Source organism: Salinisphaera sp. (assembly GCF_035690525.1).
GTDB lineage: Bacteria > Pseudomonadota > Gammaproteobacteria > Nevskiales > Salinisphaeraceae > Salinisphaera.
Genome location: NZ_DASSKM010000135.1, coordinates 51,719 through 70,930, shown reverse-complemented (window position 1 = coordinate 70,930; position 19,212 = coordinate 51,719). Strand labels below are relative to the sequence as shown.

Annotated in this window: 18 protein-coding genes and 2 tRNA genes; 8 read left to right on the top strand and 12 right to left on the bottom strand. The window is 62.5% G+C overall.

The window, feature by feature from the left end:
- From VFJ08_RS10415 to rhmD, 5 genes are all read right to left on the bottom strand, one after another.
- The coding region (locus VFJ08_RS10415) for an aldehyde dehydrogenase family protein (protein ID WP_324997141.1) at positions 1 to 808 on the bottom strand (808 nt) is incomplete at its 3' end.
- Between the two features lie 48 nt (positions 809 to 856).
- Positions 857 to 1,657 carry an HpcH/HpaI aldolase/citrate lyase family protein gene (locus VFJ08_RS10410; RefSeq protein WP_324997140.1) on the bottom strand — a complete coding sequence of 267 codons (801 nt, stop codon included), beginning with the start codon at positions 1,655 to 1,657 and terminating at the stop codon, positions 857 to 859.
- A 27-nt stretch (positions 1,658 to 1,684) separates the two neighbouring features.
- Positions 1,685 to 2,455: an SDR family NAD(P)-dependent oxidoreductase gene (locus VFJ08_RS10405; RefSeq protein WP_324997139.1), complete on the bottom strand. Its 771-nt coding sequence runs from the start codon at positions 2,453 to 2,455 to the stop codon at positions 1,685 to 1,687.
- Entirely contained in the window at positions 2,455 to 3,363 is a 909-nt protein-coding gene (locus VFJ08_RS10400; protein ID WP_324997138.1) for an amidohydrolase family protein, read from the bottom strand. Before VFJ08_RS10400 ends, VFJ08_RS10405 begins: the two co-directional genes overlap by 1 nt.
- A gap of 96 nt (positions 3,364 to 3,459) precedes the next feature.
- Positions 3,460 to 4,644, bottom strand: a complete 1,185-nt coding sequence (gene rhmD / locus VFJ08_RS10395) for an L-rhamnonate dehydratase (protein ID WP_324997137.1) — start codon at positions 4,642 to 4,644, stop codon at positions 3,460 to 3,462.
- Between the two features lie 256 nt (positions 4,645 to 4,900).
- Between rhmD and VFJ08_RS10390 the strand changes: the two genes are divergently transcribed.
- The 3 genes from VFJ08_RS10390 (at position 4,901) to dapE (ending at position 7,984) form a co-directional block, all read left to right on the top strand.
- Positions 4,901 to 5,857, top strand: coding sequence for a LysR family transcriptional regulator (locus VFJ08_RS10390; protein ID WP_324997136.1), 957 nt, complete (start codon positions 4,901 to 4,903; stop codon positions 5,855 to 5,857).
- A gap of 74 nt (positions 5,858 to 5,931) precedes the next feature.
- On the top strand, positions 5,932 to 6,756 hold the full coding sequence (gene dapD, locus VFJ08_RS10385; protein WP_324997135.1) for a 2,3,4,5-tetrahydropyridine-2,6-dicarboxylate N-succinyltransferase: 825 nt from the start codon (positions 5,932 to 5,934) through the stop codon (positions 6,754 to 6,756).
- Between the two features lie 76 nt (positions 6,757 to 6,832).
- Positions 6,833 to 7,984 carry a succinyl-diaminopimelate desuccinylase gene (gene dapE / locus VFJ08_RS10380; RefSeq protein ID WP_324997134.1) on the top strand — a complete coding sequence of 384 codons (1,152 nt, stop codon included), beginning with the start codon at positions 6,833 to 6,835 and terminating at the stop codon, positions 7,982 to 7,984.
- Here the strand turns inward: dapE and VFJ08_RS10375 are convergent.
- From VFJ08_RS10375 to VFJ08_RS10345, 7 genes are all read right to left on the bottom strand, one after another.
- Positions 7,974 to 10,280 (bottom strand): putative bifunctional diguanylate cyclase/phosphodiesterase, encoded by a 2,307-nt coding sequence (locus VFJ08_RS10375; protein ID WP_324997133.1) that lies wholly within the window; start codon positions 10,278 to 10,280, stop codon positions 7,974 to 7,976. The genes dapE and VFJ08_RS10375 overlap by 11 nt on opposite strands.
- 225 nt (positions 10,281 to 10,505) lie before the next feature.
- Entirely contained in the window at positions 10,506 to 10,952 is a 447-nt protein-coding gene (locus VFJ08_RS10370; protein ID WP_324997132.1) for a BLUF domain-containing protein, read from the bottom strand.
- A 16-nt stretch (positions 10,953 to 10,968) separates the two neighbouring features.
- Positions 10,969 to 12,702, bottom strand: a complete 1,734-nt coding sequence (locus VFJ08_RS10365; RefSeq protein WP_324997131.1) for a putative bifunctional diguanylate cyclase/phosphodiesterase — start codon at positions 12,700 to 12,702, stop codon at positions 10,969 to 10,971.
- Between the two features lie 277 nt (positions 12,703 to 12,979).
- Positions 12,980 to 14,197 (bottom strand): polyhydroxyalkanoate depolymerase, encoded by a 1,218-nt coding sequence (locus VFJ08_RS10360; RefSeq protein ID WP_324997130.1) that lies wholly within the window; start codon positions 14,195 to 14,197, stop codon positions 12,980 to 12,982.
- A 423-nt stretch (positions 14,198 to 14,620) separates the two neighbouring features.
- Positions 14,621 to 14,878, bottom strand: a complete 258-nt coding sequence (locus VFJ08_RS10355; protein WP_324997129.1) for a hypothetical protein — start codon at positions 14,876 to 14,878, stop codon at positions 14,621 to 14,623.
- Between the two features lie 69 nt (positions 14,879 to 14,947).
- Positions 14,948 to 15,964: a class I fructose-bisphosphate aldolase gene (locus tag VFJ08_RS10350; RefSeq protein ID WP_324997128.1), complete on the bottom strand. Its 1,017-nt coding sequence runs from the start codon at positions 15,962 to 15,964 to the stop codon at positions 14,948 to 14,950.
- 83 nt (positions 15,965 to 16,047) lie between these two features.
- Positions 16,048 to 16,137, bottom strand: a tRNA-Ser gene (locus VFJ08_RS10345).
- A 210-nt stretch (positions 16,138 to 16,347) separates the two neighbouring features.
- Between VFJ08_RS10345 and VFJ08_RS10340 the strand changes: the two genes are divergently transcribed.
- From VFJ08_RS10340 to VFJ08_RS10320, 5 genes are all read left to right on the top strand, one after another.
- A tRNA-Thr gene (locus VFJ08_RS10340) sits at positions 16,348 to 16,423 on the top strand.
- Between the two features lie 188 nt (positions 16,424 to 16,611).
- Positions 16,612 to 17,130, top strand: a complete 519-nt coding sequence (locus VFJ08_RS10335) for a GspH/FimT family pseudopilin (RefSeq protein WP_324997127.1) — start codon at positions 16,612 to 16,614, stop codon at positions 17,128 to 17,130.
- 2 nt (positions 17,131 to 17,132) lie between these two features.
- On the top strand, positions 17,133 to 17,678 hold the full coding sequence (gene pilV / locus VFJ08_RS10330; protein WP_324997126.1) for a type IV pilus modification protein PilV: 546 nt from the start codon (positions 17,133 to 17,135) through the stop codon (positions 17,676 to 17,678).
- On the top strand, positions 17,675 to 18,526 hold the full coding sequence (locus VFJ08_RS10325; RefSeq protein WP_324997125.1) for a PilW family protein: 852 nt from the start codon (positions 17,675 to 17,677) through the stop codon (positions 18,524 to 18,526). The genes pilV and VFJ08_RS10325 overlap by 4 nt, the downstream gene beginning before the upstream one ends.
- A complete protein-coding gene (locus VFJ08_RS10320; protein ID WP_324997124.1) occupies positions 18,523 to 19,119 on the top strand; it encodes a pilus assembly PilX family protein in 597 nt (198 codons plus the stop codon). Before VFJ08_RS10325 ends, VFJ08_RS10320 begins: the two co-directional genes overlap by 4 nt.
- The last annotated feature ends 93 nt before the right edge of the window (positions 19,120 to 19,212 follow it).

The window sequence follows — 19,212 nt, the reverse complement described above, 5'->3', positions numbered from 1 at the left end:
CCGCCAGATCGAGATCGGCGTCGCCCAGCACGATCGCCGGCGCCTTGCCGCCGAGTTCGAGATTGACCTTGGTGATGTTGTCGGCGGCGTTGTGCATGATCGCCGAGCCGGTCGCCACGCTACCGGTGAAGCTGATCAGATCGACGCCGCGGTGCGCGGTCAGCGCGCTGCCGGTGGTGGCGCCGCCGCCGGAAACGACGTTGAACACGCCTTTCGGCAGATCGATAGTATCGAGCAGCTTCGTGAACTCGAAGCAATTGTTCGGTGTTTCCTCGCTCGGCTTGATCACGATGGTATTGCCAGTCACCAGCGCCGGCGCCATCTTGCGGGCGATCAGAAAGAACGGAAAATTCCACGGCAGAATGCCGGCGACCACGCCAAGCGGCTTGCGGAACAGGAACATATGCTCGCCGGGCCGGTCGCTTTCGATGATCTCGCCCTCGATCCGGCGCGCCCACTGGCCCATATAATCCAGATATTCGGCGGTGAAATTCACCTCGACCTCGGCCAGGCCGGCCACCTTGCCCTGCTCGGCCACGATGATCGCCGCCAGTTGATCGACGTTGGCGCGGAGTTTGTCGGCCAGCTTGTGCAGATAGCCCGCGCGCTCGATCGCCGGCCGGGCGGCCCAGGCTTTCTGCGCCCCGCGGGCGGCTTCCACCGCGCGCTGCACGTCGTTGGCGTCGGATTCGGGCACGCGCGAAAGCAGCGCCCCGGTCGCGGGATTGTGATTGTCGCGGGTCTCGCCGGACGCCGAGGGCGCAAACGCGCCGCCGATATAGTTTTCGTAGTTCGTCACGTCGCTCATTTGTCTCTCCTCGCTGGGGTGAGCGCGGGGCCGACGCCCCGCTTCGGATCAATAGGTGCCGCGCTCGGCGGACGTTGTGCCGCCGCGATGACGGGCGGCATTGGCCTCGGCGGCGGTCTTGAGTAGGGCCACGTCGAGCCCGGTGGCGATGAAATCGAAGCCCGCCTCGCGATAACGGTTGGTATCGGCTTCGGCCGGCGCGAGAATGCCGGCGGCCTTACCGGCCGCCTTGGTCACTTCCAGCACCCGCGAAATCGCGGCCTGCACATCCGCGTGCCCCGGATCACCGACATGGCCCATATTGGTCGACAGATCGGACGGGCCGACAAATACCGCGTCGACACCGTCCGTATTCGCGATCGCGCGGGCGTTGTCCACGCCGGTCTTGGACTCCACCTGCGTGATCAAACACAGCGACTCGGCCGCGCGCGTGGCGTAATCGGCCACCGAGCCCCAGCGATCCGCGCGGATCACGCCGGCGCCCATGCCGCGAATGCCCGCCGGCGCATAGCGCATCGCGGCGACCAACGCCTCGGCCTGCGCGCCGGTTTCGACCATCGGCACCATTAGCGTCTGGGCGCCGATATCCAATAGCTGCTTGATCAGCGCCGGATCGTGATTGACCGCGCGCACGATCGATGCCGCCGGATAGTTTTCGGTCGCACGCAACTGCTCGAGGATGGTCACGACCGTGTTCGGCGCATGCTCGCCGTCGATCAGCAGCCAGTCGAAACCGGCGGTGGCGACGATCTCGGCGGTGTAGGCATTGGCCAGACCGAGCCAGCAGCCGTACAGCGGCGCCTGTTTCGCGGCGAGTTCGGACTTGAATGCGTTGGCGGGAAGTTCCATAACGAGTTGCCTGTAACGTGACGTGGACTACTGCAGATTGACGTATAGCCCGCCGTCGACCAATAACGCCGCCCCCGTCACATATTTGGCCAAGTCCGAGGCCAGGAACACGGCCGGCCCGCCCATATCGTCGGGCGCGCCGAGCCGGCCGAGCGGTGTACGCGAAACCATGTAGTCGCGTTTGGCCGGATCGGACAGATCCTCGCGGTTGATATCGGTCTCGATCGTGCCCGGCAGCAGCGCGTTGCAGCGGATGCCGTACGGGCCGAGCGCGATCGCGGTGGATTGCATCAACGAGGCCACGCCGGCCTTGGTCGGGGTGTAGTGGGTCTGCATGCCGCCGCCGACCAATGCCGAAATGGAGCTGACGGCCACGATTGACCCGCCGCCGCCCTGCTCGACCATCTGATTGGCCGCCGCCTGCACGGCGAAGAAGGCGCCGTTCAAGTTCACGTCCACGGTCTTGAGATAAGTCTCGCGCGGCATATCCAGAAACGAATGAAACGGACAAATACCGGCGTTGTTGACGAACACGTCCAGCCGGCCGAAGGCGTTGACCGCGGTTTCGACCAGCACGTCGCCGGTCTCCGGTTTTTCCGCGGATGCCGCGGCCCAAGCGGATTTCACGCCGTACGCCTCGATCTCGGCGGCCGTCGCCGCCAGCGTTTCGCGCTCGGCGGCCGTGTCCTCGGCGCTGATCGCAACGTTCGCGCCGTGCGCCGCGCAGGCCAACGCGATGGCCCGGCCGATGCCGCGCGAACCGCCGGTCACCATGACATTCTTGTGTTCGAGCAGCATCAAATCTTCTCCTGGCTATGAATGCGATACACCCGGCGCGCGTTGTCGGCGAACAGCGCCTGTTTTTCAGCGGCGCTGGCGTCGGCGACCACGTCCGCATAGGCGCGCCAGATATCGCCGTAGCGCGCGTACAGGCTGTCCACCGGAAAGTTGGAGGCGAACAGACAACGCCCGACGCCGAAGGCATCGATCGCCTCGAGAATCAGCGGGCGAATGCTATCGACGGTCCAGCGATGATCCAGCATGCCGAAGCCGGAGAGCTTTATCGCGACGTTGTCGCGCGCGGCCAGCGCACGCAGCCCGTCGCGCCATTCGCGCCAGCCCGCCACGCCGTGGCGATCGACATACATGCCCGCGTGATTGAGCACCAAGCTCGTCTGCGGATGCTCGGCGGCCAGCGCGGCCGCCTGTTTCATCTGCGACGGATAGATTTGTAGATCGAACGACAGGCCGAGCGCGCAGAGCCGGGCGAAATTAGACCGCCAGACCGGTTCCGCCATGTAATGCCGGCCGACATAGTCGAACAAGGGATCGGCGTGCACATTCAGGATCTGGCGTACACCGCGAACGCGTGGCGTCATGGCCATCTGGGCTTCCAGGGTCTCGACGGCATCGGATCGCGACAGATCCGCGCCGACCACCAGAACCGACGGCAGCACGGGCGAAGCCGTTTCATCGATCTGGTCGACCAGCCAGCGGGTTTCAGCCCGTGGGTCCACGGCATCGGCCTCTATATGCACGGCCCCGGCCAGCGCCAGCCGGCCCGCGTCGGCCCGCAGCTCGGCCGGCCCGTAGTCATGCGCCATCGGGCTGTAATCGCCCAAAAGATTGGGTTCCGGGTGTTCCAGCCACGGCTGATTACCCTGCCCGATCTCCCAAAAATGCACATGCGCGTCGACGATTTCCATGCCGGCTTCCCCTCCCTCAGGCGGCGCCGTCGCGGCGCCGGCGGTACTCGTCGATCCGGCCGAGGTAAAGCTGCATTTCGAAGGCGCGAGCGATCATTAGTGTGTATAAGGCCGGGCGAGATCGGCGTTTGCGGCGATCGTCACCCCGAAACCCGGCTTATCCAGCGTGGACGCCTTGATGCGCCCGTTCTCCGGCACCGGCTCGCCTTCCAGCAACGGCGTGAACATGGGCACGACCTCATCGGCGTCCGGCGCCATCATCAGAAATTCCGAGAACGGGCTGTTATGCCGTGTGATCACGAAGTGATAGCTGTAGACCGACGAGCCGTGCGGAATGACCAGTTTCCGATGGGCGTCGGCCAGCGCCGAGATTTTGATCAGCTCGGTCACGCCGCCGCACCAGCCGACATCCGGCTGGATCACGTCGCAGCAGTCCATTTCCAGCAGCATGCGAAAGCCCCAGCGCGTGGCCTCGTGCTCGCCAGTGTTGACCCACATCCCGGCCGGCACGTTGGCCCGCAATTCGGCGTAGCCCCAGTAATCGTCCGGAACCAATGCCTCCTCGATCCATTTCAGACCGTACTCGGCCGCCCCAAACGCCAGCCGCGTGGCATATTCAACGTTCAGGCTCATCCAGCAATCGAACATTAGCCAAAAGTCGTCGCCAACCCGGGCCCGCATGTCGGCGAGCTGCTCGAGATTGGCCGCAAGCCCTGCGTCGAATTCCGCCGGGCCGTGCTTGAGCGGCAGCTTGCCGCCGATGAAGCCCATGTCCTTGGCCAGGTCCGGTCGCGCGCCGGTGGCATAAAAAATAAGCTCATCGCGCACGGGCCCGCCGAGCATGGCGTGCACCGGTTCGCTGCGTACCTTGCCCAGCAAATCCCAGAGCGCCAGATCGACGCCGGAGATGGTGTTCAGCACGATGCCCTTGCGCCCATAGAACAGCGTGGCGTTGAACATCTGATCCCACATCTTTTCGATGTCGGTGACTTTTTGGCCCTCAATGAAGCGGGCCAGATGCTTTTCGACGATAAAGGCGCCCGGCTCGCCGGCCGTGGTCACGCCGAAACCGACCGTGCCGTCCGAGGCTTCCACTTCGACCACCAGCGTACCCAGCACGTTGAGCCCGAAGTTGCGGCGCTTGGCGCGGTACTCGGGATACTTGCTCATCGGCGTGGCGATCTGACTGTCGATCCAGTGGCCTTCGCCCTGATCGTGGTAATCGGCCCCGCCGCCGCGCACCGTATAGGCCCGAATCTGCTTGATCGTCGGCATCGCCATCGTGAAACGCTCCTGTATACGCCGGTCGTATCGTTACGAATACTGGGATAACAGGCGGGCACGAGCGGCGACCAATACCGCGAACGGGGCATGCAATACGCTATGGTTATCAAACATCGGCAAACCAGAGCTGACGGGCTTTCCGAGGAACCACGGTTTCGTTTCTACCCCTCCATCTGCGACCAATGTCGGAGGCGCGAGGTGCGCGATAGCATTAGGGTATTGCCATGCTCCGCCCCACGGCCCGGTCGACATCATGGCCCTGGTTTCCCACACCACCCTGCTCAATCGGCTGCGATACAAGCACCTGCTGCTGATCCGCCTGCTCGACGAGCGGCGCAACATGCATCGCGTGGCCGAAGCGATGAACATTTCGCAGCCCGCGGCGACCCGCATGCTGCGCGAGATCGAGACCACCTTCGACAGCCAGCTGTTCACCCGCGACGCCAAGGGCGTGACGCCGACCCGTCTCGGCGTGGTGCTGGTGGCCTTCGCGCACAATGCGCTTACGCGTCTGGACCGCTGTGCCGAGGAGTTGCAACGTTTTCGCACCGGCGACGGCGGCGAACTGGCCATCGGCGCCATCATGGGCGCCGCTCCCGATCTGGTCGCACGCGCGGTGATCGAAATGAAGCAGGACCGGCCACTGCTGCGCATCCGCCTGATGGGCGAGACCAGCGATCAGCTGCTCGACCTGCTCTCGCGCAGCCAGATCGATATGGCCATCGCCCGCTTTTCCTCCGCGCTCCAGCACAACGAATTCGATTTCGAGCCGCTGGGCAACGAGCGCATGATCGCCGTGGTGCGGCGCGGGCATGCGCTGGTTAAGCACCCCGCACCGGTCCTCGCCGATCTACTCGAGGACTGGCCTTGGCTGCTTCAGCCGGTGGAGACGCCGGCCCGCCAGGCACTGGAAAAAGAACTCGAGCAGCGCGGCCTGGTTTCGCCGCGCGACGTGGTCGAATGCGGCTCGATCTTCGCCGCGCTGCAACTGGTCAAGCGCAGCGACGCGATCCTCGTGATGGCCGAATCGGTGGTACAGGATTATCTCGATTTCGGCGTGCTGACCCCGCTGCCGGTCGCGCTCGGCCAGGCGCTCGCCCCGTTCGGCATCCTGACCCGGCGCGGCGAACGTCCGAGCGAGGCCGGGCACCGATTCGCCGCCCTGGTCCGCCGGCATGCCGCGTCGCAGGCGCCGGCCGCGACAGCATAGCAACACTGGGTCGGGCCGCGATTCCGCGTTAAACTCGCGCGCCTTGGTTTCATTACCCTTGTAGCGGAGCGAGCATGGCCGACATACAGCAGATCATCGAAGACGCCTTCGACCACCGCGACCGGCTCTCGCCTTCCTCGGCGGACAAGTCGATCGTCGACGCCGTCGAATCCGCCCTGGCGATGCTCGACGACGGCTCGGCGCGCGTGGCCGAGCCCGCGGCCGGCGGTTGGCAGGTCAACGAGTGGCTGAAAAAAGCCGTGCTGCTGTCGTTCCGACTGCGCGACAACACGGCGATCGACGGCGGCCACACCCGGTATTTCGACAAGGTGCCCGCCAAGTACGCCGACTACGACGACGCCGCGTTCAACAAGCAAGGCGCGCGTATCGTGCCGCCGGCCATGGTCCGTCGCGGCGCCCATATCGCGCCCAACGCCGTCGTCATGCCTAGCTACGTCAACATCGGCGCCTATGTCGGGGCCGGTTCGATGATCGACACCTGGGCCACGGTCGGCTCCTGCGCCCAAGTCGGCGAGGGTGTGCATCTGTCCGGCGGCGCGGGCTTGGGCGGCGTGCTGGAGCCGTTGCAGGCCGCGCCCACCATCATCGAGGACGGCTGCTTCATCGGCGCCCGCTCCGAGATCGTCGAAGGGGTGCGTATCGGCCGCGGCTCGGTGATCTCGATGGGGGTGTTCATCGGCGCCTCGACCCCGATCTACGACCGCGAAACCGACCAGATCCTGCGCGGCGAGGTGCCGCCCGGCTCGGTGGTGGTGGCCGGCAGCCTGCCGCGCGATAACGGGCGCTACTCGATCAACGCCGCGATCATCGTCAAGAAGGTCGATGAATCCACCCGTGCCAAGGTCGGCGTCAACGAACTGCTGCGTAACGCCGAATGACGACCACGCTCTACGGCATCAAGACCTGCGACACCTGTCGCCGCGCTCGCCGGTGGCTGGAGGATTCCGGTCGTTGATGTCCGAAAGCCCCGCCCTCGATCTCGCCCGCGCCCTGATTCGCCGGCCTTCGGTCACGCCCGAGGACGCCGGCTGCCAGGACCTGATCGCCGAGCGGCTGGCGCGTGCCGGTTTCGCGATCGAAAGACTGCGCTTCGGCCCGGTCGACAACCTCTGGGCCGTCGCCGGCGACTCGGGCCCGCTGCTTTGCCTCGCCGGGCATACCGATGTGGTGCCGGCCGGCCCGGCCGAACAGTGGACCCGCGATCCGTTCGCCGCCGAAATAGCCGACGGCCGGCTGTACGGCCGCGGCGCGGCCGATATGAAATCCAGCGTCGCGGCCTTGGTTGTCGCCGCCGAGCGTTTTCGGACCGCGCATCCCGACCACCCCGGCCGCCTCGCCTTCCTGCTCACCAGCGACGAGGAAGGCCCGGCGGTCGACGGCACCCAAGCCGTGATGAGCTGGCTCGCCGAGCGCGGCGAGCGCATCGACTTCTGTCTGCTGGGCGAACCCTCCAGCACCACACAGCTCGCCGACACGATCAAGAACGGCCGTCGCGGCAGCCTCAATGCCTGTATTCGCGTACGGGGCCGGCAGGGCCACGTCGCCTATCCCCAGCGCGCCGACAATGCGCTGCACCGCCTGATCGGATTGTTGAACGATCTGACCGCCCATCGCTGGGACGACGGCGATGCCTTCTTCCCACCGACGTCGTTCCAAGTGTCCCATCTTCACGCCGGCACCGGCGCGGAAAACATAATCCCGGGCGAAGCCGAGGCGGTGTTCAACTGGCGTTTCTCGCCGCTGCAGAGCGTCGAATCGATTCAATCGGTGGTCCACGACTACTGCGACTGCCACGGCGTCGACGCCGGGGCGATCGAATGGCGCCTGTCGGGCCGGCCCTTCATCACGACGGAGGGCGCGCTGATCGACGCCGCACGGCGCGCGATCCGCCGGCATTGCGGGTACGACACAACGCTTTCGACCGCCGGCGGCACCTCGGATGGCCGTTTCATCGCCCCGACCGGCGCCGAGGTGATCGAACTCGGGCCGCTCAACGCCTCGATCCATCAGCTCGACGAGCATATCGAGGCCGCACATGTGGACCGGCTGGCCGGTATCTATGAAACGTTAATCGGGACGTTGATCGGCGAGCTGCTCATCGACTAGGGCTGTCGAACCGAATCCTATCGCGCGCCGCATCAAGAAATGCATCCATTTCAGGCGGCGGCATCGGCCGCCAGAACAAAAAGCCCTGCACGTAGGGACAGCGCATGGTGTGAAGCATGTCGTACTGCGCCCAGGTTTCGACGCCTTCGGCGACGATATCCAGGCCCAGGGTACGGCCGAGGCTCAGGATGCTTTCCACGATGGCCATCGTGCGCTTATGGGTGAGCATGCGCCAAACGAACGTACGGTCGATCTTGATCGCATCGATCTCGTACTTGTCGATATATTCCAGCGCAGAATAGCCGGTGCCGAAATCGTCCAGCGCCACCTGCACGCCCAAGCCGCGTACCGCCGCCAGTACCTGACCGACGGCTTCCGGATCGGATAGAAACACGCTTTCGGTCATTTCTATTTGCAGGCGGTCGGCCGGGAAGCCGGTCGCCTGAAGAACCTCTTGAAGCTCCGCGACGAAACGGGCGTACTTCAAATCAGTTGCGGAAATGTTGATGTTCAGATGTAAATCGTGCTCGGGAAATTGCTCGCGCCAAACTTGTAACTGCGCGCACGCCTCGGACATGACCCAGCGGCTGATATCACGAATAACGCCAATTTCTTCGGCAACCGGTATGAACACATTCGGCGGCACCGCCCCGCGCTCCGGATGGTGCCAGCGTATTAACGCTTCGGCGCCGTGCAGCTTATTTTCCAGCGGATCGTAAATCGGCTGATAATGTAACGAAAACTCGTTGTGCGCGATCGCTTGTCTGAGATCGTTTTGCAGCGCCAGCGCTTCCATTGCCTGGTCGCGCATCGGGCCGGCGAAAATGGCGTATCGGCCGGTGCCTTCGGCTTTGGCGGCGTACATGGCGACATCGGCGTCGCGCAGCAAGTCCTCGGCATTGGCGTAGTCTTCGGTAATGTTGACGATGCCGATGCTGCTGGACGTAAAAATTGTCTGTTCACCGAGCTTGAACGGCGCCCGCAGCCGATCGGTGATGCGTTCGGCCAATTGCACGGCCGCGCTTTCGTGCGCCTTGCCCTCGACCAGCACTAAGAATTCGTCGCCGCCGAAGCGCGCCAGGGTGTCGCCGGCGCGCAAACAGCTTTCCAGCCGCCGCGCCATTTCCATGAGCAGCAAGTCGCCCGCGCGGTGCCCGAGACCGTCGTTGACCAGCTTGAATCGGTCCATGTCCAGGTAGAGAATCGCGGCTTCCAACGTCTGTTCGGCCCGCAGCCGGCGAAATATCGCGTTGAGCCGGTCCATGACATAAGCGCGGTTATATAACTTCGTTAGGTCGTCGTGGAAAGCCGCATAGGCGAGCTTCTCTTCGTTGCGCTGGCGTTCGAGCAGCTTGGTCTCCAATACCAAATTCTCGGCATGCGCGATACGCGCGCGGCTGGCGATTTCCTCGGCTTGTTTGCGCTCGGTCACGTCACGCTGCACCGATACCCAATGGGTGTACCAGCCGCGCTCGTCGGCGACCGGCACGATGCTCAGCTCGACCCAGAATTCGCGACCGTCCTTGCGCGTGTTCAATAATTCCACTTCGATGGGCGCCCATTTTTTCAGCGCCTTGCGCAGCCGGTCGAGCGACTCACGGTTGGTCTTTTCGGTTTGTAGTATGCGCGGCGTCTTGCCCAGCACTTCGGCCTCGGCATAGCCGGTGGTGCGGGTAAAGGCCGCGTTGCAATAGACGATGCGCGGGCCGGGCAGGTCGATCGGCTCGGCCTCGGTGATCAACACCGCGTCGTTGGCGTGCACGACGACCGACTCCAGCAGGCGCAAACGCTCCGAAGTCGCCGAGTCTTGCCGGTCATCGGTTTTTCGATAACGCTGGGGCGGGTCGGCCTGCAACGCCACCTGCAGGGCATGGGTTCGCAGCACATATGTTTGCGCGGCGGTGAGTCCGGCATGGGGCTGGTGATCCGCGACCGCAAGCACGCCCAAAATCTTCTTATCGCGCCCCTTGACCGAGACCAGGGTCAGGAATCGGATCGCCGGCGCTTCGGGCCGGCCCAGATCGGGCAGCGGAAGGCCGCTTTCCATCGAAGCATCGTTGATGACCAGCATGTCAGCCGGCCGCAGTCCCGCTTGCCGCCACAACACCTGGCCCGATTCATACGGAGCCGGTTCGGTTACGCCAAACCAGGCCTCGGGCATCAATCCGGCATCGGTTTCCCGATAGTACAACGCCCACGGACAATCCACGGAATGCGCCGCGCTACGCACGAGCCGCTGCAGCGCCTTTATCTGCTCGGCATCAATGCCGTCGCCGTTTGATCGATACGTGTACATGCCGAGCCCGGTGGTGGTGGCGCCGGTCCGATATATCGGGCCGGGCCATTGTTTTTTAGTGTTTTAAGGTGCGCGGACGCCGCGTGCAACCCGTCTTAAAAGCCATAGCGTCAACGCTACCCACTCGAAGCTCGCGCGCTGTGAGCAAACGGTGTTCGAGCATCCGGCAGCGCGTCTTCCATAAGGACGGCGATTGTCGCCATTGTGGCCCGAATAACCGGGTTTTCATATGGAAGCTTGTTGTTCCGCCTCGTCCATGTGGCTCTGCAGCAAACTAAACATCTGGTCGCCGTCGAGGTTGGCCAGGTCGAACCCGGATTCCATTGCGAAATGGGCAAATTGATTGGCGGCGCGGGTTCTCGTGCCTCGATAGGCCATCGACCAGCGTGAAAACCGGCGTTCTCCGACTGGGTCGAATGCCAGGATAACGACGTCATGATGCCGCATATCGCATTGAATGCGCTCGAATGTATCTTGTATCGGGCCATGCGGGCCTTCGAGAACTTGCGCGAAGCATCCATTGTTGAACATCAAGGCGCCCGTGATGCCGGCACTTTGGTTGTTCGCGCGCGAGACATTAAGGATTTGTTCGATTTCACCGTGCAGCGCCCGATCGTCGCCATCGATTCCGTTATGGCTGACATACGCCAGACGATAGATAGCGTCTTCCATATCGAGTCCACACCTTTTAGGGCCGGTTAAAGTCGCCGGTGGCCAAATAAGACGCAATCCGTTCGGAAGGCAGCGGCCGGCTGATCAAATAGCCTTGCGCACTGGCGCAACCACTATCTACGAGCCTTTGGTACTGCAGATCGGTTTCTATGCCTTCCGCGATCGTCGTCATGCCGAGATTAGCGCCGAGGCTTAAAATCGCGTTCACCAGGGCGCCGGTTTTTTGGGAACCGTCGTTCTGAATGAACGACTGGTCGATCTTGAGCTTTGAAAAAGGAAAACTGTTGAGATAGCTCAACGATGAGTAGCCGGTGCCGAAATCGTCCATTGCGATACCGACCCCCATGTCCCGCAGGGCCCAAAGGCTTTGCAGCAACGTTTCGGTATCATTGAGCAGCACGCTCTCCGTGATTTCGATCTCGAGCCGTCGCGGCGCCAACCCCGAGCGGGCCAACGCATCGCGCACGATGCCGACGATATCCCCCTCCTGAAACTGCAGCGCGGAGACATTCACCGCAATACAAAGCTCGCCCGGCCAAGTCGCCGCTTCCCGGCAGGCCTCGCGAATCGCCCACGCGCCGATAGCGTGAATTTCGCCGATCTCCTCGGCGAGCGGAATGAAGTCCGCTGGCGAGATCATGCCGCGTTCGGGGTGTCGCCAACGAATGAGCGCTTCGAAGCCCATGACGCGCCCGTCGGACATGGTGACCTGGGGCTGGTAATGCAACAGAAATTGCTTGAGCCCGAGCGCGCGCCGGAGGCTGATTTCGAGTTCCCGGCGTTGCTGCGCTCGCTCGGCCAAGTTGGGCTCGAAGATATGGAACGTGCCACGCCCCCGCGCTTTGGCCTCGTACATCGCCAAGTCGGCACGCTTGAGCATTTCGTTTGCATCGCTGATGCCGGCCTGCGACAGGGCAATCCCGACGCTGGCACCGATGTTGACTTGATGACCGTCGACGAGAAACGGCCGACCGAGCAGATCCACCAGGCGACGGCCGACGGAGATCGCGCCGTCCGCCTCGAGGCCGTGCGTGTGGAGTATGACGAATTCGTCTCCGCCCAAGCGGACGATAGCTTCGTCACCACGCACGATAGACCGCAGGCGCTTGGCGACAAGTTGCAGCAAGGTATCGCCCGCCGCGTGCCCGAGCGTGTCGTTGACCTGCTTGAAGCGGTCCAAGTCGACAATGGTCACCGCGATCGTGGACCGCCTTTCGGCATTTGTATCGAATTGCCGAGCCGCCGCTTCCAACGATAAACGGTTACCCAGGCCGGTAAGCGGGTCGCGTTGCGCTGTGTGCGCTAACGGCTCGAAATCCTGCGCGTGTCCCGAAACGTCCTGTGCGACGACCAATCGCGCCTCGCCTTCGAGTGCCGCGATTTGTATCGAGATTATCGAGTCGTTCGGGCCTTTGAATTGTAGCGATGCGGCGTCGGCATCCCGTAAGGCGCGTTCCAGCGTCTCCGCCCCGGACTCGGAAAAGCGTGCAACCCATGCCGGCAAGCTATGCTCGTTTTCCTCCCGGTCGCAACAAAAAATACGCGCAAAGGCGTGATTGAAGCCGACCGGGCGCTGAGCCGCATCGACGGCCGCGACGCCGATCGAGGATGTCGCGAGATGATTCGTCCATGCATTAACGGCATCCGGCGCCGCGGCGGAAAGATCTTCGTCTTGCGCAGAGCCGAGGATGCAGGCGAGCGTTTCATTATTGTTCATTTTACTCCCGGCGCCAGACCGCTTTATGAGCATGACGACGAAGACACTAAAAGTTCGTTCCGCCGCTGTGACCGACCCTGGCGATATCGCCCGTTACAAAAGATTCTTTAGCCACAGTCGGGCGCGCAGCGCGGCCTTGCATCAGCCCCGGCGCGATCACGATACGGGCCGGGCCCTTCCGTCAAAACGATATATTGACGCCGACGTTGCAGGCCGCAATACGCCGTATGCGTCAGTCGCCCATGCTGCGACATATCCTGGCCGAACAAGCCGCGCACCTGCCCCGGCATGTGTCCGGGGCCGTATGCGGTCAGGATGCGCGAATGAAGTCTCGCAGCCGCGGGGCGATATTGCTGCGCCAGCGACGGCCGCTGAATATGCCGTAATGGCCGGCCCCGGACTGCAAGAAGTGCTCACGCCGGGCATCCGGTATGTTCGGACATAAACAATGCGCGGCCCGGGTCTGCCCGGGGCTGGAAATATCGTCGTTCTGGCCTTCAATCGTAAACAGTGCCGTATCGCGAATCGCGCCGGTATCGACCGGACGGCCGCGGTGGGTCCAACAGCCGCGCGCGAGATGAAACTTCTGGAAGACACGTTCAATCGTGTCCAGATAGAATTTCGCCGGCAAGTCCATGACGGCGAGATATTCGTCATAGAAGCGGCGATGTCGATCGACTTGTTCAGTGTCGCCGGACTGGATCGATTTGAACAGGTTCCAGTAGGCGTAGATATGACGGTCCAAATTCATGCTCATGAACCCGCCGAGCTGCATGAAGCCGGGATAGACCGAACGCATGGCGCCTGGATACGGCGGCGGCACCATATGAATCATATGCCGCCGGAACCAGGCCAGGTCGTGGTCTGTTGCCAGCTTGTCGGGTATCGTGGGCTCGATACGGCAGTCAATAGGAGCACCCATGAGCGCTATCGACCGCGGCGCCGCCGGATGCGCATCCTCGGCCATGAGCGCGGTCGCTACCAGCGCCGGGACGGCGGCCTGGCAGATGGCGAGCACGTGGCTATTGGGCCCCATATCGCTCAGGAAATCGACGATATAGTCGGCATAGTCATCTAGACCGAATTCGCCCGCGGTTACCGGGACCATGCGCGCATCGCGCCAGTCGGTCACATAGACGTCATGATCGGGCAGCAGCGCTTCGACCGTGGCCCGCACCAGCGTCGCATAGTGGCCGGACAGCGGTGCCGCAATCAGCAACTGCGGATCGTGGCGCCGATCGGCTTCGCGTACAAAACGTTTAAGTTGCCCGAAGGGCCACCGTTTAACGATCGTTTCGGTGACCGGAACAGTTTGGCCGTCGCACACAGTGGTATTGAGGTTGAACGCTGGCTTCTGATAGCGGCGCGTCATGTCTTCGAACACACTGGTCATGGAGGCGAAACCACGCCCAAGCGCGGTATACGACAATGGGTTCGAGGGCTGGCGCAGCAGCGTCCCCTGAACATCGGCGAGCATACGCATGGGTATGGTGGCGGTACGCCCCATTTCATGAAGATAATAAAGCATTAAACCCCCCTGCTCGGTTCGCTAATCGACCCGAGATTTTGATTATTTGGCTCTTCTGAACCGGAAAAGGATGGCTGTCGCCCAACAAGCCCAATTCAAGTACAAACTGTTAGCCCCCGATTGACCGAGTTTGTACATGGCAACAATCGTCCCAAACTCGATTCTTGACCTACGCAGGCAATGCGTCAAGTCGCTGGCTTTGGAGGGGTCGCCGGTGAACGAGGTGGTAGCCGGCAGCTTGCCGCGCCCATGATCTATGCCGCGGCGCGGCATCTGAAACGGTAGCAGCACTACACGGTCCACAGCGGCGTCGACCGCCCGGCCGTCGCCGGCCGGCCAAGCGTATCGCCGCCCTCAGCGCTTGCTCACCCAGCCAGACCAAATTGCGCGAAAGAAACGGCCGCTAATCGCCCTCGGCCAAGATCAGTACTCGATCGGCTTGGCGCAGACCGCGGCGGGTCCAGCAACAAGGCGCATGAGAAGCCAGTCACATCCGCGCCCGGATGCGCCGGCCCATGGCATAGGTCCGCCCGCTCTGGACGATGTCGCGACGGCCATCGGCGCCATATCGCTCAACCGGTCGGCGATCAGACGGGTGACCTGCAACATGGCCTGCGGGCGCCGCGCGACCAGCGATTCGAACTGCGCGCGCGGGATACGCAACAGCTGGGTATCTCGCATAGCCAGCCCGTTGGCGGAAAGCCCGGACCGCCCACGGTTCGGGCTAGCGGCCGGCGCGATGCATCGATGTCAGGCCGCGCCTTCCATATCGGGACTATACTCCCCGCGCGCGGCCGCGCTATTGTTCCGAGCGCGCCTGAGATAAGCCTGCTGGGCCGCGGGCGCGTTCTCGGCCTGGCCGCGCCATGCCTTCAACGCCGGCGTCTGCAGCGCCCGTCCGAAGGAGAACGACAGCGTCCACGGCTGCGGCCCGCGACGATTCATCGCGTCGAGATGGGCCGTCGCATCCTCGTCGTCCTGGCCGCCGGATAGAAAGACGATGCCCGGCACCGCCGCCGGAACGCAGCGGTTCAAACACTGCAGCGTCGCCTCCGCGACTTCATCGATACCGGCCTGTTGCGGACAATACTTGCCGGAAACCACCATGTTGGGCTTGAGCAGCATGCCTTCGAGCAATACGCGCTGGCCCTTTAGCTCGGCGAACACCGCGTCGAGCACCGCTTCGGTGACTTGCTTGCAGCGCGCGATCGAATGCTCGGCATTCATGAGCACTTCGGGCTCGACGATTGGCACGATGCCGGCTTCCTGACACAGCGCGGCATAGCGCGCCAGCGCGTGCGCGTTGACGCGGATGCAGTAGTCGCTCGGCCGATCCTCGGCGATATCGATCACGCCGCGCCATTTCGCGAACCGCGCGCCGGCCTCGCGGTAGCGCACGAGCCGTTCACGCAGGCCGTCCAAGCCTTCGGTGATCTTTTCTTCCGGGCTGCCGGCTAGCGGCTTCGCGCCCTGATCCACCTTAATCCCCGGAATCATACCCAGGGCGGCCAGCAGCTCGGGGAACGGCCTGCCGTCATCGGCGTTCTGGAACAGCGTTTCCTCGAACAGAATCACGCCGCTGATAAACTCTTCGGCACCGGCGGTGAATAGCAGATTGCGATAAGCCCGCCGCGTCTGCTCCGTGGATTCGACATCGATACCGGAAAGCCGCTTCTCGATAGTGCCGGTCGACTCGTCCGCGGCCAGAAGGCCTTTGCCGGGCGCCATCAACGACCGGGCCGTATTGATCAAGATCTGATCCTGCATTGCGCTCCATCCTCCATAGTAGTGATAACGGTGCGTTCGCGGCCTCTCGCCGGCCGCGTCACGGATTCGCGCAACTTGTCGTATGGCGGAGAGGGTGGGATTCGAACCCACGAGGGGCTTGCACCCCTGCCGGTTTTCAAGACCGGTGCAATCAACCGCTCTGCCACCTCTCCTGAAATTCTATGGCGCGTTGGCTGAATCGCCGGTGACTTTCGGATCACCGTCATCCAGCGCATCGCTACGATATTTTCGAGTGCAGTATGCCGGCATGCAACCCGCGCCGCCAGCGCTTGCGCGGTGGTCACGATTCCATCGCCGGTACGTCGCGACCGGGCATTGTCCGATTCGTGCGCTTTCTTTATACTCCGCGCCTCGCGCGTGTCGCCGGGGTAGCTCAGTCGGTAGAGCAACTGATTCGTAATTAGTAGGTCGGAGGTTCGATTCCTCTCCCCGGCACCAACAGTGCTTTAAAATCAAAAGATATAGGCGCCAGCGACGCAAATATGCGCGCTGGCGCTTTTTTATGGGCGCCATTCGGACTGTTGGCCACCGTCCATCGGCCCTGTAACAGCGTTCGTCGCAGTCCGCAAGAAAACTGGCTGGCTGCCGATATTGTTAAGACGAACAAGCCGTCTGGGGGGCGAGTGATGGGGGTTGCCGGCGCGCGAGGATTCACCCTCCTCGAATTGATGGTCACGCTAGCCGTAGCGGCGGTGCTGCTGACTATTGCCATTCCATCTTATCGCGGCCTGGTGCAGCGCAATGCGCTAACCGCCCAGGTCAACGATCTGGTGGGTGACCTGAACTACGCGCGCAGCCAAGCTATTACACGCGGTAAGTCCGTGTATCTGTGCACGAGCGCCGACGGCAATACGTGTGAAAACCGGGGTAACTGGAGCCAGGGCTGGATCGTATATGCGCCGATACTGAGCAGCAATACGGACCCACCGGCCATCGATCAGGTACTGCGGGTTCACGGCGCGTTGGACGGGCAGATCCAGATTACCGGCAATCAGAATATCACCCATACCGCCTACTTCGATGCCAACGGCTTTGCCATGGGCAGCATAGGCCACTTCACGGCAGCGGCGGCCAACGCGGCCGACGTCTATATCATGATCTCGGGTAGCGGACGTATTCGTACCGACGATCAACCGCCGAGTTGATCATGAGTACTACAAAAACGATCCACCAACACGGCCAGCACGGTTTCACCCTGCTCGAAGTCCTGGTGACGGTCATCGTCATTTCGATTGGCCTGCTCGGTCTGCTGGGGCTGCAGAGCGAGGCGCTTGTCAGTACGCAAATCTCCAGGGCCCGAAGCCAGGCCACGTTGGCGGCCGACAGCATGGCCGATCGCATACGCGCCAATCCGGCCGGCTCGGCCGTGAACGCCTATGACCGCGACGACGGCAACGGCGCGGGCAGCGGTCAAAGCACACCGGCCGACTGTACCGCCAGTTCCTGTACCCCTACGCAAATGGCGGCCTTCGACTTCGCGGAATGGCAGCAGCGGCTTGATCAGAGTCTGCCGGGCGGCTCGGGGACGGTCGCCTGCACGAGCAACGACGGCACGGAATGCATCGAATACGTCATCACGGTCACTTGGCAAGAACGCAATCCCGACGGCACGACCATTCCCAACGACGACACCAACTGCGGCACGAGCGACGGCATCATCAATCGCTGCTTTCAAACCGTGGTGCGGCCATGAGCGCGCGCGCCCTGCCGGCCGAGCGCGGCTTCAGCCTTGTCGAATTGATGGTCACGCTGGTCATCGCGCTGCTGTTGCTCGCCGGCATTCTGCAAATTTTGCTCAGCAATCGGCAAAGCTACGGCGTCCAGCAAAGCATGGCTGGATTGCAGCAGGACGCCCGTCTGGTCAGCTTTGTGATCGAAAATGTCGTGGCCCATGCCGGCTATCGCGTCAATCTCTATGCACCCGATGAGCGCTTGTTCCCGGCGCACGGCGACGCCGGCGACGACTTGGCGATCGCCGGCGGTGCCTTCATCGCGGCTTCGCACGGCGCCGGTCGCGATAGTGACGATAGTGTACGCCTGCGTTTCCAGGCCGCGGGCGGGGTCCACGATTGCGCGGGTAGTGAAATAGACGGTTATCCGGGTGGCCGTTCCCCCAATCAAAAGCCGCGGCCGGCCAGCGCGGATTTCGCGCTCGTGCTCGATAAGAGCGATCCCAACGACATGACGCTCGATTGCGTGATCTATGAAGACAACGATAGGCCTACCGGCGGCTCGTCGAACGGCGAAATCAAGTACGAGAGATCCTTGGTCGATAACGTCGACCGCTTCAAGATCAGCTATGGCATCGATACCAATAACAATCGCTCGGTTGACCGCTATGTCAGCACGCTAACCCCGGCAAACCAGGGCCACGTACTGAGCCTACGCCTGCAACTACTGCTCCACAGCGACGCCAATGTAGCGCCCACCGCCGTCGCTCACACCTATCGGTTTCTCGACGGCACCAGCCACACGTACAACGATCGGCGTGCGCGCTTGCTTCTGGATCAAACGGTCGCGCTTAGAAACGTACTGCCATGACTGAAACCCATCCTGCAACACGGCTCGATCAGCGCGGTTTCGTTCTTGTGACCAGCCTTATTTTTCTGGTGGTTATTACCCTGATTGCTGTCTCGGCCATCAACTCCTCAACACTTCAGGAGCGCATGGCGTCGAACCTGCGTAATAAATCGCATGCCAGGCAAAACGCAGATTCCGGCTTGCGTTACGCCGAGAACCTGGTTCGCGACCAGTCAGGCCCGCGTTTTCTTCAAATTAACTATTGTATGGACAGCAAGAAAGGGAAAAACGAAGGCGCGAGCGAATTTCGCGATGGACTACGCATTTGGGCTGAGAATGCCGTGTTCGGTTGTTCGGTAAAAGATATTTCTTCCGCGTTCCTGAGCCCGGAGTTCTGGTCTGATGACTCGAAGATTCAAATATACAGCCCTGAACCAAATGATCCGACAGCGAAATTCATTGTCGAAATACTGGAATTCCAATGCCGCGATTTAAATCCGGACACCTGCGCCCTCGGCGAAGGTAACGCTTTTTACCGCATCACGGCCCGCGCGCACGGCGCGACTCCGGCGGCGATCGCGGTCACCCAAAGCATTTACGAGCAACAAAACTGATGCGCGCCAAAGCCTGTTTTCACCGACCGGACCGGCGCCTGCTCGGGCTAGCCGGCTTTTTGATCGTCATCCTCGTGCAAATCGGCATCTGCA